The sequence below is a fragment of the Chryseobacterium sp. C-71 genome (genome assembly GCF_020911865.1).
Taxonomy (GTDB): domain Bacteria; phylum Bacteroidota; class Bacteroidia; order Flavobacteriales; family Weeksellaceae; genus Chryseobacterium.
In genome coordinates this window covers 594,284-610,745 of record NZ_CP087131.1, presented here as the reverse complement: position 1 = coordinate 610,745, position 16,462 = coordinate 594,284, and the positions used below count along the sequence as shown (strand labels likewise).

The window sequence follows — 16,462 nt, the reverse complement described above, 5'->3', positions numbered from 1 at the left end:
TCTAAAACTCTAAAACTCTAAAACTCTAAAAACCGATGAAATACTGTGCTTTCCTCCGAGGTGTCAATGTAAAAGGCACAAATATGAAAATGGCAGAAGTCTGCGAAGTCTTCAAAAATGCAGGAATGCAGGATGTTGTATCGGTTTTAGCATCAGGAAATATTATTTTTTCTTCAGATCAAAAAGTCGAAGACTTAAAAATAATTCTTGAAAAAGCAATGTCGGAGCATTTTAATTACGAAGCTTTTCTTTTTGTGAAATCTAAAGAAGAAATTGAAATTTTTTGGAATTCAAATCCGTTTGATAAAAATGAAGATTTGCACGTCTATACATTTATAGGAAATCAAGATGTGGAAAGTGTTTTGATGAAAGAATTTGAAGCTGCTTTAAAAACTGAAAATGAAGATGCAAAAATCGTTAACGGAAATTTTTATTGGCAGGTTCCGAAAGGCAATACATTAGATTCAAGTTTTGGGAAAATTTTAGGCAGAAAAAATATGAAAGATCAGTTTACAAGCAGAAATATTAATACATTTGAGAAAATTTTGAAAAAATAGCCACGCATTCACGAATTTGATCACTCATAATTTTTCTTTTAATTTAATTCTTCACTCACTTATCACATTAAAAAATTTATGAATATCCGTTTTTAATCATAACACCAAAATCATCAATCATTTTGTCATTCCGGAGGAATATAAACTGATTTATTTTCAGTGTGTTAAGATTCCTCCGGAATGACAAACAAACCGTTAAAATTAATTACGGACATTCATTAAAAAATTCGTGAATTCGTGGCAAAAACGGTTGCTAAAATCCTTTTAAATATCAAAAATATTAGCAGAATAAATAATTTCCAATTCTGAAACTTTATAAGTATTTTTACTGAACTTTTTAATTCAAATAAAAATGATTCAGTACTTAGACAATATACACCACAAAGATTCAAAAAACTTTTTCTTAATCGCAGGACCATGCATCATTGAAGGTGAAGATATGGCATTGAGAATTGCTGAAAAAGTAATTGAGCTGACTAATAAATACAATATTCCTTATATTTTTAAAGGAAGTTTCAAAAAAGCCAACAGAAGCAGAGTAGATTCTTTCACGACAATTGGTGAAGAAAAATCTCTGGAAATTCTTAAAAAAGTTGGGGAAACTTTCAATATTCCGACTACTACAGATATTCACGAAAACGACCATGCAGCTTTGGCGGCGCAATATGTGGATGTTTTACAAATCCCTGCATTCTTAGTGCGTCAGACCGATTTATTAATTGCTGCAGCAAAAACCGGAAAATGTGTTTCATTAAAAAAAGGACAGTTTCTTTCTCCGGAATCGATGAAGTTTGCCGTTCAGAAAGTGACTGATTCAGATAATCAAAAAGTAGCCATCATTGAACGAGGGAATTCTTTCGGATATACCGATTTAATCGTTGATTACAGAGGAATTCCAACAATGAGAGCATATGCTCCAGTAATTTTGGATGTCACGCATTCTCTTCAACAGCCTAATCAAAGTTCAGGAGTTACCGGAGGAAGACCAGATTTGATAGAAACTGTTGCCAAAGCAGGAATTGCCGTTGGCGCAGATGGTATTTTTATCGAAACACATCCCACACCGGAAACTGCTTTATCTGACGGAGCTAACATGCTTAGACTGGATTTATTAGAAGATTTGTTACAAAAATTAACAAGAGTTAGAGAATCCATTTTGTAATTGTTAAAAAATCCTTAATTTTAGAATTCTAAATAATTTCTTTTGAAAAAACTAGTTTTACCACTGAGCCTCATGGTTCCGATGTTAGTATTCTCTCAAACCAAAAAGAGAGATACAACGAGAACAACAGATATTGAGGAAGTCGTTTTCCAGAAAAAAGTAACAGGAAGCACGAATGACCTTACCACTGTAAAAATATCTGCAAAAGATGCTCAGAATGTGGCAAGCATTTCCGGAGGGATCGAAGGAATTATTAAAACTTTACCTTCTGTAAACTCCAACACAGAACTGTCTTCGCAATACATGGTGCGTGGTGGAAACTACGACGAAAACCTTATTTACATCAATGATATTGAGATCTACAGACCTTTTTTGATAAGAAATTCTCAGCAGGAAGGTTTAAGTATCATCAATCCTGATATGGTTTCTACAGTGAATTTTTCTGCCGGAGGTTTTGAGCCAAGATATGGTGATAAGATGTCTTCAGCACTAAATATTTATTATCGTGAGCCGGAAAAATTTGAACTTTCAGGAGAGGCAAGTTTGATTGGTGGAAGATTAACAACTGGTTTAGCTTCAAAAAATAAAAAATTAACAGCTTTATTTTCAGGGAGATATAGAAATACCAATTTGGTATTAAATACTTTAAATGAAGACACTGATTTTAACCCAGTTTATTACGATTTTCAAACCTATCTGAATTATCATGTGAATGATAAATTCACCATGTCATTCATAGGATACTATTCAAAGAACGACTATGACATGGTTCCTAAAGAGCGAAGTGTAGACTTTGGTTCTTTGCAGAGGCCAATTAATCTTTCTGTATTTTACAACGGTAAAGAAAACGATCAGTACAAAAATATGATGGGAACGTTCTCGATGAACTATAAACCGTCTGATAAATGGAGATTTACGTTAGATAGTTTTGCTTATCAAAACAGAGAAAAAGAATATTTTACCATCGCTTCAAGTTATATTTTACAGACATTTGATCCAATAACAGGAAATCCGATTACTTCTTACGATATTGGCGGGCAGATAGAACATGCTCGTAATGATTTGTTTGTAAGAACTTACGGAACACAGTTCAGAACCCGTTTTTCACCGAATGTAAATACAGATATTGAATTTGGTTTTAAATATGAAAAAGAAAATCTTCGTGATTTAACCAATGAGTATAAATTAGTAGATTCTTCAGGATACAGCGTACCAAGACCTCCGGATGATCCGAGATTTCCCGATGCTTCAGACTTAGATTTATTTTACAGCATTCAGGGTAATAATCATATCGAACCGACGAGAATGTCAGCGTATGGACAGTATTCGCAGAAGTTCTATTGGGGTTCGAGCAAAGTTTTTGTAAACGCCGGGGCGAGAGTTGCACATTGGAGTTTTAATGATGAAACCATATTCTCACCAAGAGCACAGTTTGCCATAAAGCCTGATTGGAATACAGATATGTTGTTCAGGGTTTCGGGAGGTATTTATTATCAGGCACCTTTCTATAAAGAAATTAAAGATTTGAATGGAAATTTTAATACGAATATAAAATCTCAGCGTTCCATTCAGGCAATTGTTGCCAATGATTTTGAATTTGAGTTCGACAACCGTCCGTTTAAATTAACAACAGAAGCATACTACAAGAAAATGGATAACCTGATTCCATATTATATGGATAATGTGAGAATTCGTTATTCTGGTAAAAATAATGCGTCAGGATATGCATACGGACTTGATACCAGATTGTTTGGAGAATTTGTTCCCGGTGTAGATTCTTGGTTGTCTGCAAGTTATGCCAGGATTTATGAAAATATTGATGGGAGAGGAGATATTCCAAGACCGACGGATCAAAGATTCAGATTTGCAATGTTTTATCAAGATTATATGCCGAGATTTCCGCAAATGCGTGTGAATCTTACCTTGACTTATGCAATGGGATTACCAAACGGAGCGCCGGTTTTCACAGATCCTTATCAATATCAGAAAACTTTGCCTTCTTACAAGAGAGTAGATTTGGGACTTTCTTATGCATTTGTAGATGCTAAAGAGAAAAAACAAACGTATGGTTTCCTGAGTAATTTTGATGAATTGACTTTGGGAGTTCAGGTTTTCAATGCTTTTAATATCAATAATACCGTTGCCAACCAATGGATTACAGATGCGAATACAAACTTAATGTACCCTGTGCCTGTACGTTTGACAGGAAGGTTCTTTAATGTCAAGCTTGAGTTTAAGATTAAATAAAAACTTAAATTTTATCGAAAATATACAATGACTCCTGAAATTTTCGGGAGTTTTTTGTTATCCGTAATTTTATAACAATATCACTAAATTTTGTAACAATCATTCAGTGGTTATTTTTACCTTTGTTTCAGCTTATGAAAAAGATTCTTCCCATATTATTTTCTATATTCTACTTCGGCTTTTCTTCCGGAGCAGTTTTTAGTATGCATTATTGTATGAAAGAATTGGTTTCAGTGACTCAAAAATCTGATGATACCTGCAGCAAATGCGGAACTAAAGAGAAAAGAGACTGCTGCAAAACTGAAATAAAATTGGTGAAAGTCGATGATTCTCAAAAATCAGATTTTTTGAAAATTGATTTTCTGAAAAGTATTTCAGAGGTTCAGCATCATCAGTTTTTCTTTACAGACAGATCATTTTCAGCTACAAAATTTTCTCAGATTCTGATCAATGCTCCGCCGGAAAATCGATCGGTTCCTATCTTTATTCATCATTGTAATTTTAGAATTTAAAATTTGTTAGTCGTTTGAACACCATATCGTAATGAACGACACGCTTTGTCGCATCATGCGATTTTCAAATTATCATTCAATCTAAAATTTTAAAAAAATGAAAAAATATATCATTACAGCCCTATTTTCTTTATTTGCAATCGTTTGTGTTTCAGCTCAGCTAAAATCTGACGCTCAGGTAACGAAGCTTTACCAAAATTATATCAACATCAAAGATGCTTTGGCCTCAGATAATGCCGACAAAACCTCTCAAGCTGCTACAGAGTTTATAAAAACGACTTCGGCAATTGATTACAAAGTTCTTTCTGAAGGGAATGTAAGTACTCTGAAAAAAGATGCAACAGTAATTTCAAATGCTAAAGATATTGCGGCTCAGAGAGAGACGTTCTTTAATCTTTCAGACAACATGATTGCTTTGGCTAAGCAATTCAAAATTTCAGCAGATCCGGTTTTTGTTCAATACTGCCCAATGGCAGACGGAAGCTGGCTGAGCAACGAGAAAAAAATCATCAATCCTTATTACGGGAGTTCTATGCTTTCTTGTGGTTCTGTGAAATCAGAGATCAAATAAATATCCTATTTATTTGTTTAATAATCAGTTGAATGCATTTAATTAAAATCTACTTTAATATTGTGGGTTAATGTTCAGCTATAAAGAATTTTGAAATATTATGAAAAAAATAATAATGTTTCTGATGCTTTTGTTCTCTGTTTTCAGTTTTTCACAATCCGTTAAGACATATTATACGTGTCCAATGGATAAAGATGTTATTTCATCAAAACCCGGTGACTGTCCTAAATGCGGAATGACTTTGGTAAAGAAAACCGTTGTCATACAACCTAAGATTGTAGAAAAACCATCAGTAAAAAATATACCGAAAGCAAAAGTAAAATCAGAAATAAAAATCAAGGCTAAGCCTAAGGTTGAGAAAAAAGTTGAAGTTAAAAAAGCAAGTAATAAGAAATCCAAAGAGATTACTCCTAATGCAAAACTTATTTTAAATTCAAAAGCTCAAACTAAACCTCAATCTCAATCTAAAATAAGCTACACTTGTCCGATGCATCCGGAAGTAGTTTCCGATAAACCCGGAAAATGCTCAAAATGCGGAATGGATTTAGTGGAAGTTGAAAATCATGCTCAATCTGAGTCTGAACCTACACCTAAAAATCCTGTTTTAAAAAGAAATTCCGAAAACGGAAAAGTACCTTTTGGCGGAAAAACAGTTCGCTATGATTTGTATGTAAAAGATACGATTGTCAATTTCACTGGAGAAAACCGCAGAGCAATCGCTGTGAATGGAAAATTACAGGCTCCAACCTTATATTTTACAGAAGGAGACACTGCAGAGATTTATCTTCATAATATGTTGAAAGAAAATACGGGTTTCCATTGGCATGGTGTTATTCTGCCTAATGAACATGATGGAGTTCCCTATTTAACGACAAAACCTGTGGAGCCGGGAGAAACTCATTTGTATAAATTCAGAGTTTCCCAGAACGGAACCTATTGGTATCACTCACATGAGGGTTTGCAGGAGCAAATCGGGATGAACGGAATTCTGGTTTTAAATAAAAGAGAAAGTGAGCCAAAAACGGAATATACAAAAGAAATCCCGGTGCTTTTAGGTGAATGGAGTAACGAAGATCCGATGCAGATTGCACGAAGGCTTCATATGGCGAATACCGATTGGTATGCGATTAAGAAAAATGCAGTGCAGAGTTATTGGGAAGCGATAAAATCCGGAAACTTCGGAACAAAAGCCCTTAACGAATGGAAGAGGATGGAAGCGATGGATGTAAGTGATGTCTATTACGATAAATTTCTGATCAACGGATTACCAAGTTCTGAATATTCTAATCTAAAATCGGGAGATAAAGTACGTTTGAGAGTCGCCAATGGCGGATCTTCTACTTATTTTTGGCTGAATTTTGGAGGCGGAAAAATAAAAGTGGTCGGAAATGACGGAAATGATGTCGTCCCTGTAGAAGTAGATCGCCTGATTGTAGGTGTTTCGGAAACATATGATATTGAAGTGACGATTCCAGAAAATAAAAGTTTTGAATTTCGTGCGACGTCAGAAGACAGAATTGGTCACGCTTCTTTATGGTTAGGTTCGGGTGAAAAAATTGAAGCTCCCAATTTACCGAGATTAAAGCTTTTTGAAGGGATGAAAATGATGAACGGAATGATGAAGATGAGCGGAAATATGAAACCGATGAACATGGTGATGGGTAACCAAATGATGGATATGAATGAAGTGATGTATCCTGAACTTTCTGAAAGTCAGCGAAAAATGACGATGAAGCATATGAATGAAATGATGGGGATTAAAGAAAAGAAATCAGAAAAAGAAGAAGACCATTCTCAACATTTGGGAATGGAAGAAGAGAAACCCATCAAAAGATTATCGTATAATATTTTAAAATCTCCCGAAAAAACGATTCTTCCTACAGAAAATGTTCGTGAAATGAAATTTACGCTGGAAGGAAATATGAATCACTATCTGTGGACTTTAGATAATAAAACGGTCACAGAAACAGATAAGATTTTAGTAAAAAAAGGAGAAGTTCTGCGAATTACTTTGTACAACAATTCAATGATGCGTCATCCGATGCATTTACATGGTCACGATTTTAGGTTGATTAACTCAAAAGGAGAATATTCACCGCTTAAAAACGTTGTAGACATTATGCCGATGGAAACCAATACAATTGAATTTGCAGCCAATCAGGATGGTGACTGGTTTTTTCACTGCCATATTCTGTATCACATGATGGCCGGAATGGGTAGGATTTTCAGTTACGAAGACTCAAAACCTAATCCACAATTACCCAATAGAAAATTAGCTTGGAAAAACTTTTTAAAAGACAACAGAATGGTTAGTTCTATGGCCATGTTGGATCTCCACAGCAATAAAATGCATGCAGAAACGATGACGATGTTCGGACCGAGATGGGCAAATCTGAATGAGTTTCATTCGAATTGGGAGTTTGATCATTTTGACGGAAACTTTAAAGTCGGTCGGTTTTTAGGAAAATTTCAGTGGGCGATTCCTTATGCAGGTTTGAGGATTCAAAAAAGTCATGAAATCATGGAGCGAAAAATGGCTCAAGAAACGGGTGAAGATTTTCATGGAAAGAAAACCTGGTTCGGACAACAAAAAGCTTCGAAAAGTAAGGCAACGTTTATCGTTGGTGCCCAATATATTTTGCCGATGCTGATTACGGCCGATGCAAGTGTTGACCACAATGGGAAAGTATTATTGGAATTGAGCCGGGAAGATATTCCGATTTCCAGAAGATTGAGAGGGAATTTCAGTCTCAATTCTGATGGTGAATTTACCTCAGGAATACGATATATTTTGCAAAAATGGTTATCTGTTTCCGGAAATTACGATAATGAAATGGGCTGGGGAGGCGGAATCACTCTGACCTACTAAATACAAAAGGCTGCTTTAATTTGAAGCAGCCTTTTTATTTATCTATTTAGAAATTTTCACCAAAGATCTTTCGAATAATTTACAAAATAATATCAGCAATCAAAGAATTGAAGAATCACATTTCCAACTGTAAAATTTTTTCAATCATTTTTTGATGAGTACTTTCAGGAATTAATCTCATCACGAAGTTTCGTAAAGTATTTCCTTTTTCCCACTGAGAAATCTGTCCGATTTTCCAGCTGGTATTGACGATATGATCCACTTTTTTTCTTCTGATCTTTTGAAATTCTTCAAAAACCGAGTTGAAATTTTTGTCTTTCTCCAATAGTTTCCCAATCACGTAAGCATCTTCAATGGACTGACAGGCACCTTGACCCATATTCGGCGTGGTTGCATGAGCTGCATCACCAATTAAACACAGGTTTTCTGCAAACCATTTTGGAATAGGAGCGAGGTCAATAATATCATTTAAAATAATATTTTCCGGTTTTGTAGCTTCCAAAATTTGTAGAACTAACGAATCAAAATCTCTGAAAGTCTCAATTAAATCTATATTTTCTCTATAATTATTTTCGTTGATTAAAGCATACCAATACACCTTATTTTCAGAAAGCTTCACAAAACCAAAGCGTTTTCCCTTCCCCCAAATTTCTAAAGCATGATGAAGATATTTTTCAGGAAGATTAAAATCTGTCAACCCGCGCCAGCATTTTTGCTGAGCATTTCTGATTTTTCGCGTCTTTAAGATCTGATTTCTGACTTTCGAATGAATTCCATCTGCTCCGAAGACTATTTTGCTTTCGACTTCACTTCCGTTTTCAAAGTGTAATTGATAATTTTCTTTCTTCTCAATCGTTTTTAAACTATGATTAAGTTTAATTTCAAAATTTAAATTTTCCGCTAAAATATTCTGTAAATCTGCTCTATGAATGGCAACATTACAAGAATTAAATTTCTTTTCCAAAGCCAGAACATTCGTTGTAGAAATGGTTTTAAGTTTTTCATCAGTGATAGAAATTCCATGAATTTTGTTTCCGGCATTTTCAATTTTTTCTTTTAAACCTAATTTCTCAAAAATCTGCATTGCATTAACGGCCATCATAATTCCGGCTCCGACAGGTTTTATTTCCGGTGCAGATTCGTAAATGGTAAAGTCTAAATTTTGTTGCTTCAGAATATTTCCTAAAGTCAAACCGCCAATTCCGGCTCCGATGATTGAGATGGGATTCATTTATTTTAGTCCGTATTCTAATAATAGACTGCCTCTTGTCGATAACAAATATGTAATCTTTTTAAATTCCTCTCTCTCTTCATCTGTTGCGTTAAAAATACCAATACCATTTTCTTTTAATAAACCAAAATTAAATAGTTCTTCTTCTAGTGGGATATAAAATTTTCCGTCTTTAGATTCCTTCAATAATATAAGATCATAATAGAATGATTTCTCAACTATATCAGCCAATTTTAAAAAATCGAAATAGCTAAATTGTTTATTAATGAAATTTCTAAATAGACGACCAATAATTTGAGGCTTCCCATCAGAATCAATCCTGTTTATTATTTCTAATATTTTTTCACCAACTTTCCGAGTATGGTTTCCTGAATCATCAATATATCGGATTTCTTTTAAAATAAATTCTTGATCTAAGTTATCTATTTCTTTTAAAAAATGAATTAATTTGTCTGTAAAAATTCTATCACTAATTGTATTCCCAATATTCAGTAATTTAATAATTGTTCCAATTATCGGTACATCTTTTATAATGCCGTCATCTGTAAAACTATCTAATGATATTTCTGCAATATCAGAGGCTAAAGCAAATTCTTCGCTTTTAATTATTTGGTTTAACTTATTTTCTTCCATATTCAAATATAAAAAAACGAAGCTTGAAAAATTCAAACTCCGCTTAATAAATTATTTAAACTAAAAATTATTTACCTAAATAAGACTTCAAAATCTTACTTCTGGTATTGTGTTTTAGTCTTTTGATTGCTTTTTCTTTGATCTGACGAACTCTTTCTCTTGTAAGATCAAAAGTTTCACCGATTTCTTCCAAAGTCATTGGATGCTTACCGTTCAGTCCGAAATATAATCTTACCAAATCTGCCTCTCTTGGAGTCAGTGTGTTCAACGCTCTTTCAATTTCAATCTGAAGAGATTCAAGCATCAAGTCTTTGTCCGGACTTGGAGATTCTCCAGAACGCAATACGTCATACAAGTTAGAATCTTCACCTTCTACCAACGGTGCATCCATCGACAGGTGTCTTCCGGAGTTTTTCATTGATTCTTTGATGTCTTCTTCACTCATATCAAGAACTTCAGCCAATTCTTCCGGAGAAGGTGGTCTTTCGTTTTCCTGTTCGAGGTGAGCGTATGCTTTATTGATTTTGTTGATCGAACCAATTTTGTTCAGCGGTAATCTTACAATTCTCGACTGCTCAGCCAAAGCCTGTAAAATCGACTGACGAATCCACCATACGGCGTAAGAGATAAATTTAAAACCTCTTGTTTCATCATATCTTTTTGCAGCTTTCATCAATCCTAAATTCCCTTCGTTGATCAAATCGGGAAGAGAAAGACCTTGGTTTTGGTACTGCTTAGATACTGAAACTACGAAACGAAGGTTGGCTTTGATCAATTTTTCCAACGCGACTCTGTCGCCAGCGCGGATTTTTTGTGCCAAATCAACTTCTTCGTCTGCGGTAATCAATTCTACTTTACCAATTTCCTGCAAATACTTGTCTAGTGAAGCGGTTTCCCTGTTGGTAACCTGCTTGGTTATTTTTAATTGTCTCATTTATCGTTATTCTCAAAATAGAGTTACTGTATATTATACGTTTGAAACGATCAAAAGGTTACACATGTTTCAATTATTTTTTATTTAATTAAAATAATGCTGGATTTTTAGTTGTAAATTATCGCTCTTGTTTCAAAAAATGAAGATAGATGATCCGTCACTTCGAGTAGCTTTCAACGAAAGCGTATCGAGAAGTTTTTGATTAATGACCTGTTTTGTTTGAAGTTCACGGGTTCTCGATACATTTTTCTTCGCTTTGCTACGAAAAACACTAGAACTGACGGAGCAAAAAAAAGTGAAACCGAAGCTTCACTTTATATATTTTGAATTTTAAAAATTGACTCTTAAAAAAGATCATTCAATACTTTAGCCAACCTCAAACCTCCGTAAAGAAGCTGTCTTTCCATCGTATCATTAAATTTATATTGGTAATCGTAAGCTAATTTTGAGTCGTTCGGAGTTTGCGCATAGATTTTATTGGCAATCTGATGAGAATCGTACAACCAGTTTTCTAACGTTCCGGATTGAATTTGCTTTACTTCATCTTTCGTTTTGATGTCTAAAAGTTTAGCGTATTCTGTGTAGCTGTATTTTTGAGAATCGACCAATTTACCGTCCCAAACTGAGTGTAAATTTGTTTTTTCACCAAAATAAGTGACGTTGATTTTATTTCCGCCTAAATCTTCAGATCGTCCGGTGTGCATTGGCTGAGAAAGATCTCCCATCATGTGAATCAGGAAAATCAGAGCTATTTTTCTGTCTTTTTCAGAAGTTTTTTCGTCTTTGATCTGGCTAGACAATACTTTGATTTGTGAATAAAGACTTGGTCCTGCCTGGGCTTTCAGATTTTTTTCAAATGATGTGAAATCTGTCTGTGGATCAATGTTTACATAATGCCAAACTGAAGTCTGCTTCCAAACTCCTGTAGTGTCAGACTTGATAAAATCTGGCCAGTTTGCCCAATACGCCAAACGTTCTTGCCCCATCATTTTTCTTATCTCCCTTTTTGCCTTACCAGATAAGTGGTTTTCTGCAATTTCTGCGATGACACGGTGACCCGTCAACCCCCAAGCAAAAGAATATACTGAACTGGAGATCATTAATAAAAGCAGCATTTTAGAATAAATACTTTTCATTTTTTTTAATAATAATTTTAGATGGCAAAGATAGGATAGACTTTTCAAAATCAGATGAAATTCGGAATATTTTCTTGTGATATTTATTGATTGTTAAATAAATTTAATCTGTCTTATTTTAATTTAAAAAATCTGCTGTTTTACTCATTAAATTATAAATTTATCACTAAATTGGATTAATAAATATTTTTAAAATCTGTGAAAATTACTTTTTCAAATTTTAGAGATATATTATCTTTACACTAACAACCAGAATCACGAATCACAAAGTATGTACGACAATAGCATTGTAGATATGCATTATAACAAACTGCAAACAGATTTTAAAGCTGAAGCAGTTGCCGTCAATCTACTGAAATACCATCGGGCAGTAAGCAATATTTTTATCGACAGAATCGGAAGTAACGACCGAGCTTATTTAAAGGATATCAAAAGTATTTCTAGTCAATATCTTGGTTTCGATGAAGAAGTTCTAAGCATAAAAACTTATAGAGAAGGTATTTATGACTATTTACCTGAAGGACTTTTTCACCCGCCCTCACTCAATACTTCAAGAAAAAATGTAGAAAATGTAGTAAACGAGATCCGAAAGCAAAAAAAAGTAGAAGAAGATGCACGAAAATTTTTCATGCCTTTCGAACTTGAAATTTTCTTCACTGAAATCGGTGCTTTGCTGAAAGAACATGATTTTGATCTGGCAAGCGATACCGATTCACTTTTAACTGTTTTTTCTGAGCTTTGGCCGGTTGTAAAGATGCTTGATAAAAAGAATGCTTATATTTTCATTCATATTTTACCTTTTTTCCATCAGATAAGAGGCGATAAAAAATGGTTCGAACGTTGTATGACTTCATTTTTGCAGGTTCCTGTAGAAATTACTTTTACACCAAATGTTATCGACAGAATTGAGGAGGAAGATGATTCTATTTTGTTGGGGAATTCGAGATTGGGCGTAACATACATCCCAAGTGGAAAACACATGGATGGAGAGAGGAATTGGGTAGTGAATGTAGGCCCGATTCCGTATGATGAGATGAAAAAGTATATTCCGGGAAATCCTTTCAGAAAAGTTCTTCAGGCTCTGTACGATTATTGCTTACCAGTAAACGTAGATATTGAAGAAAATTTTGTCACCGAAAAGAAAGAATATTCGTTTATGTTAGAAGACGATGAAAGAAATTCTAACAGGCTAGGTTTCTCTACTTTTCTGTAAAATATTTTATTATATTTACAATCATCAATCACAATCATTATTAATAGAATTAAATGGAATTTTCATCAGTCAAAGGTGTATTTTTAAGATTTATATTAGTGCCGTTATTGGCGGTAATTATGGTGGGCATCATGGGTGCTATCAGACGAAATCAGCCTGCCATTAAAATCAAGGTCATCATCATCTATGTATTGCTGTGCAGTTTGTGCTTGGCAATTCCCGGGTTTTTCGGTTTTTCCGGAAATCTCTTCAATCCTTATTGGTACTTGATTTCACAAGCTGTCTATTTGTTATTAGGAATTTTTCATGTTAATTTAATGCATCGATTCTTTAGAAAACATATTCAGTCTTTTGGTTTAAGCGTTTTATTTGAATCTGTACTTTCGATCACATGCGTTCTTTTGGGAGCATATTTGTTTGTTCTTATTTTCACTTGGATAAGTAAAGATCAGGGATATCCGGTTATGTCAGCGACCAGTGCTTTAATCTTTTTTGTACCAATGGTATTTCATTATTGTTACATTCAGTTTATCAGTATTCCGGTTGATATTTATAAAACCTGGAAATATTCTCCCGATCAGAAACTACCAGATTTTGAAGGAGCAGATTTTGACCGATTAATGGTTTTAAATGTTGAATTGAGCAAGAATCTTGAAGATGCCAACCGATTTAGAATAAAAGCTAAAACTTTACCGACAGGAGTTACTTTCGGAGATTGGTTTTTCCGTGTGGTAGACGATTACAACCACAAGAATCCCAAATCGATTATTCATCTGTCTGACGAAGCAAGAGAATCATATTACTGGATATTTTACACTAAAAAATCTTTTTTCAGCTTCAGAAAATACATCGATTTTGATCAGGATATCAACACTAACAATATTTCTGAAAATGAAGTGGTCATTTGTAAAAGGGTGATACAGCATGAGGAAGAAGGAAAAAGAAAAGCATAATCACAAATTTTAAAAAAGTATTACTATGATACAGCCAATCAAACATTTTGCAATCAACTGGGTCGACGGGATGAAAGTTTCCCAGAGACACCTTAATGATCAGGATAATTTCTTAATAGATACCATCAGAGATGCCAATTCTTTGGCGATTACTACATATAACTACGGATTGTTGCCAATTCCGAACGAGTTTACAGATAAAACTATTTTTGATGTTCACAATACCGCAACCAATGATGTACAGCTTGTTATTAAACATTGCAGCGCCGTGACATTGGCGGGTTACAGAATTGAGCTCAGAGACAGGAGAGTGAGTGTGAAATCGCTGGCGAAGTCGATGAATATGGAGGAAGATAACATCGATGGTGAATATTATATTCTCATTTCGGTAAATCCTTTTGACAAAGTTCCGTTTGGAGATATTGATCCTGAAGAAATTCCGCCAAGACATCCGAATGCGCATGCCAATTATCATATCGAATTGCTTCCGGTTTCTTCACTGAACAGCAGTTATTCGGGAGGAAATTATCTGGTTGTAGGCAAGGTCGATTTTAAAGGAAATATTACTCAGGTGAATTCTACTTTTATTCCGCCTTGTACTTCGGTACAAAGTCATCCTGCATTGATTGACTATTACAATGGATATGCAAAATCGATTGGAAATCTACAGCAATACGCTTTTAAAATCATTCAGAAAGCTTCTCATAAAAATCAAAACACAGCCTTAGCGTTAAATGTAAAATCGCTGTGTACGGTTTTGGTGAATACCTTTGGGGATATGTATTTCCAGTTCAGAAACGTAATTCCTTACCAGGCACCGGTTTTTTTAATTGAATCTTTTGCAAAACTGGCTTTAAGAATGTACAATGCAACTCAGGTTTTGGTGCCTGCAGAATTAGAAGAAATGCTTAATTACAGTTTAGAATGGAGCGAAATTGCACCTCATACTTTACTCAACCAATTATCAACGGTTGCAGAAACAAATTACGATCATCACAACTGTGGCGAACCGCTTTTGTACATTCATCAGATGTTGAGAAGTCTGGAAATTATTTTCTCTAAATTAAGCGAACTCGATTACATTGGTCAGCGTAAAGAGAACATTATTGTTAATGAACAGGAAGTTTCTTCAAACACCAATCCGAAAAGAGGTTGGAGTGTTTTAGATTAGTAATTTAAACTTAAAAATACCTAATCCCGTGATTCATATTTCGGGATTTTTTATGTAAAATTGTTGAGTGAAATTCATAAAAATAATTCTGTAATTATATTTAAAATGAACATCGAAAAAATAAGACAAGATACGAACGGATTGTCTGACAAAATATTTTTAAACAGCGCAGGTTCTTCATTAATGCCCAGCATCGTCGTAGAATCGATGATTGATTACTTTTATCAGGAAGAAAATTTCGGAGGGTACGAAGTTGCTAGCAGAAATGTTGATTTACTGGAACAGTTTTACAAAGAAACCGCAAAATTAATCAATTGCAAGCCTTCAAATATTGCTTTTGCAGCAAGTGCAACTGAGGCTTTTGCGAAAGCTTTGTCGAGTATTATTTTCAAAGAAGGCGATTGCATTATTACCACGGTTGACGATTATATTTCCAATCAGATTACATTTATTTCCTTACAGAAAAAACTGAATGTACAGATCATCAGAATGAAAAATCTTCCAGATAACGAACTAGATCTGGAGGGTTTTGAAAATTTAATTAAAAAACATCAGCCAAAATTAGTTGCTGTCACGCATATTCCTACCAATTCCGGATTGATTCAGAATGTTGAAGCTGTGGGGAAAATCTGCCGTCAATATGATATTTTATATCTGGTAGATGCTTGCCAGTCTGTTGGGCAAATGGTTGTCGATGTTGAAAAAATACAATGCGATTTCCTGACTGCTACGGGCAGAAAATTTCTTCGTGGACCAAGAGGAACTGGGTTTTTATATGTTTCAGATCAGGTTCTCGAGCAGGATTACGCACCTTTACTTTTAGATGCAATGGGAGCACATTGGTCAGAATTTAATGATTATGAATTATTTAAAACTGCAAAAAGATTTGAATATTTTGAACATTCATACGGCTCAGTTGTAGGCTTCATTGAAACTTTAAAATATGCAAACAATGTGGGGTTGGAAAATATTGAAAATTACAACAGAAAATTATCCGAAAAACTAAGAGAGAATCTTCAGAATTCAGGTTTTAAGGTTTTGGATCAGGGAAATCGCTTAAGCAGTATTGTGACTTTTTGTGGTGCCGAAAATGATTTAGAAAATATTCAGAAAGTTCTGAGAGAAAATAACGTATTCTTTTCTGTAAGTTATAAAAATTCAGCATTGATCGACTTTACCAACAAAAATGTGCCTGGTGCGGTACGTTTTTCTCCCCATTATTTTAATACGATGGAAGAAATTGAAAAAATATCCGAGATTTTAAAGAGATAGT

At 34.3% G+C, this 16,462-nt stretch carries 14 protein-coding genes; 10 read left to right on the top strand and 4 right to left on the bottom strand.

Annotated elements, in window-relative coordinates; all coding sequences use genetic code 11:
- Nucleotides 1–35: 35 nt before the first annotated feature.
- From LNP04_RS02705 to LNP04_RS02680, 6 genes are all read left to right on the top strand, one after another.
- Entirely contained in the window at nt 36–557 is a 522-nt protein-coding gene (locus LNP04_RS02705; protein ID WP_229985050.1) for a DUF1697 domain-containing protein, read from the top strand.
- A gap of 352 nt (nt 558–909) precedes the next feature.
- Nucleotides 910–1,719 carry a 3-deoxy-8-phosphooctulonate synthase gene (gene kdsA, locus LNP04_RS02700; RefSeq protein WP_229985049.1) on the top strand — a complete coding sequence of 270 codons (810 nt, stop codon included), beginning with the start codon at nt 910–912 and terminating at the stop codon, nt 1,717–1,719.
- Between the two features lie 42 nt (nt 1,720–1,761).
- Nucleotides 1,762–3,966, top strand: a complete 2,205-nt coding sequence (locus tag LNP04_RS02695; RefSeq protein ID WP_229985048.1) for a TonB-dependent siderophore receptor — start codon at nt 1,762–1,764, stop codon at nt 3,964–3,966.
- 134 nt (nt 3,967–4,100) lie between these two features.
- Nucleotides 4,101–4,478, top strand: a complete 378-nt coding sequence (locus LNP04_RS02690; protein ID WP_229985047.1) for an HYC_CC_PP family protein — start codon at nt 4,101–4,103, stop codon at nt 4,476–4,478.
- Nucleotides 4,479–4,575: 97 nt separating this feature from the next.
- Nucleotides 4,576–5,049: a DUF3347 domain-containing protein gene (locus LNP04_RS02685; protein ID WP_229985046.1), complete on the top strand. Its 474-nt coding sequence runs from the start codon at nt 4,576–4,578 to the stop codon at nt 5,047–5,049.
- A gap of 100 nt (nt 5,050–5,149) precedes the next feature.
- Complete coding sequence (locus LNP04_RS02680; RefSeq protein ID WP_229985045.1) at nt 5,150–7,918, top strand: multicopper oxidase domain-containing protein; 2,769 nt, start codon at nt 5,150–5,152, stop codon at nt 7,916–7,918.
- A gap of 115 nt (nt 7,919–8,033) precedes the next feature.
- Here LNP04_RS02680 and LNP04_RS02675 read toward each other — a convergent pair whose 3' ends face one another.
- The 4 genes from LNP04_RS02675 to LNP04_RS02660 all read right to left on the bottom strand — a co-directional run bounded on the left by LNP04_RS02675 (nt 8,034) and on the right by LNP04_RS02660 (nt 11,852).
- On the bottom strand, nt 8,034–9,149 hold the full coding sequence (locus LNP04_RS02675) for an FAD-dependent monooxygenase (RefSeq protein WP_229985044.1): 1,116 nt from the start codon (nt 9,147–9,149) through the stop codon (nt 8,034–8,036).
- Nucleotides 9,150–9,782 (bottom strand): hypothetical protein, encoded by a 633-nt coding sequence (locus tag LNP04_RS02670; protein WP_229985043.1) that lies wholly within the window; start codon nt 9,780–9,782, stop codon nt 9,150–9,152. It lies immediately after the preceding gene.
- Between the two features lie 67 nt (nt 9,783–9,849).
- Nucleotides 9,850–10,716 carry an RNA polymerase sigma factor RpoD/SigA gene (locus LNP04_RS02665; RefSeq protein WP_034757900.1) on the bottom strand — a complete coding sequence of 289 codons (867 nt, stop codon included), beginning with the start codon at nt 10,714–10,716 and terminating at the stop codon, nt 9,850–9,852.
- A gap of 344 nt (nt 10,717–11,060) precedes the next feature.
- A complete protein-coding gene (locus LNP04_RS02660; protein ID WP_229985042.1) occupies nt 11,061–11,852 on the bottom strand; it encodes a S1/P1 nuclease in 792 nt (263 codons plus the stop codon).
- A gap of 271 nt (nt 11,853–12,123) precedes the next feature.
- On the opposite strand from LNP04_RS02660, the gene LNP04_RS02655 reads away from it, so the two are divergent.
- The 4 genes from LNP04_RS02655 to LNP04_RS02640 all read left to right on the top strand — a co-directional run bounded on the left by LNP04_RS02655 (nt 12,124) and on the right by LNP04_RS02640 (nt 16,461).
- Nucleotides 12,124–13,065 carry a type VI secretion system baseplate subunit TssG gene (locus LNP04_RS02655; RefSeq protein WP_229985041.1) on the top strand — a complete coding sequence of 314 codons (942 nt, stop codon included), beginning with the start codon at nt 12,124–12,126 and terminating at the stop codon, nt 13,063–13,065.
- Between the two features lie 53 nt (nt 13,066–13,118).
- Nucleotides 13,119–14,018, top strand: coding sequence for a TssN family type VI secretion system protein (locus LNP04_RS02650; RefSeq protein WP_229985040.1), 900 nt, complete (start codon nt 13,119–13,121; stop codon nt 14,016–14,018).
- A gap of 25 nt (nt 14,019–14,043) precedes the next feature.
- Nucleotides 14,044–15,189 carry a hypothetical protein gene (locus LNP04_RS02645; protein ID WP_229985039.1) on the top strand — a complete coding sequence of 382 codons (1,146 nt, stop codon included), beginning with the start codon at nt 14,044–14,046 and terminating at the stop codon, nt 15,187–15,189.
- A gap of 105 nt (nt 15,190–15,294) precedes the next feature.
- The gene (locus tag LNP04_RS02640; RefSeq protein ID WP_229985038.1) at nt 15,295–16,461 is read left to right on the top strand and encodes an aminotransferase class V-fold PLP-dependent enzyme; all 1,167 of its coding nucleotides are present in this window, start codon (nt 15,295–15,297) and stop codon (nt 16,459–16,461) included.
- Nucleotide 16,462: the final 1 nt, after the last annotated feature.

What these genes read in the sequence shown, in the direction of transcription:
- LNP04_RS02680 (WP_229985045.1), top strand. Translation starts at nt 5,150, where the DNA reads ATGAAAAAAATAATAATGTTTCTGATGCTTTTGTTCTCTGTTTTCAGT.
- LNP04_RS02690 (WP_229985047.1), top strand. Translation starts at nt 4,101, where the DNA reads ATGAAAAAGATTCTTCCCATATTATTTTCTATATTCTACTTCGGCTTT.
- LNP04_RS02675 (WP_229985044.1), bottom strand. Translation starts at nt 9,149, where the DNA reads ATGAATCCCATCTCAATCATCGGAGCCGGAATTGGCGGTTTGACTTTA.
- LNP04_RS02655 (WP_229985041.1), top strand. Translation starts at nt 12,124, where the DNA reads ATGTACGACAATAGCATTGTAGATATGCATTATAACAAACTGCAAACA.
- LNP04_RS02705 (WP_229985050.1), top strand. Translation starts at nt 36, where the DNA reads ATGAAATACTGTGCTTTCCTCCGAGGTGTCAATGTAAAAGGCACAAAT.
- LNP04_RS02640 (WP_229985038.1), top strand. Translation starts at nt 15,295, where the DNA reads ATGAACATCGAAAAAATAAGACAAGATACGAACGGATTGTCTGACAAA.
- LNP04_RS02685 (WP_229985046.1), top strand. Translation starts at nt 4,576, where the DNA reads ATGAAAAAATATATCATTACAGCCCTATTTTCTTTATTTGCAATCGTT.
- LNP04_RS02665 (WP_034757900.1), bottom strand. Translation starts at nt 10,716, where the DNA reads ATGAGACAATTAAAAATAACCAAGCAGGTTACCAACAGGGAAACCGCT.
- LNP04_RS02650 (WP_229985040.1), top strand. Translation starts at nt 13,119, where the DNA reads ATGGAATTTTCATCAGTCAAAGGTGTATTTTTAAGATTTATATTAGTG.
- LNP04_RS02660 (WP_229985042.1), bottom strand. Translation starts at nt 11,852, where the DNA reads ATGAAAAGTATTTATTCTAAAATGCTGCTTTTATTAATGATCTCCAGT.
- LNP04_RS02645 (WP_229985039.1), top strand. Translation starts at nt 14,044, where the DNA reads ATGATACAGCCAATCAAACATTTTGCAATCAACTGGGTCGACGGGATG.
- kdsA (WP_229985049.1), top strand. Translation starts at nt 910, where the DNA reads ATGATTCAGTACTTAGACAATATACACCACAAAGATTCAAAAAACTTT.
- LNP04_RS02670 (WP_229985043.1), bottom strand. Translation starts at nt 9,782, where the DNA reads ATGGAAGAAAATAAGTTAAACCAAATAATTAAAAGCGAAGAATTTGCT.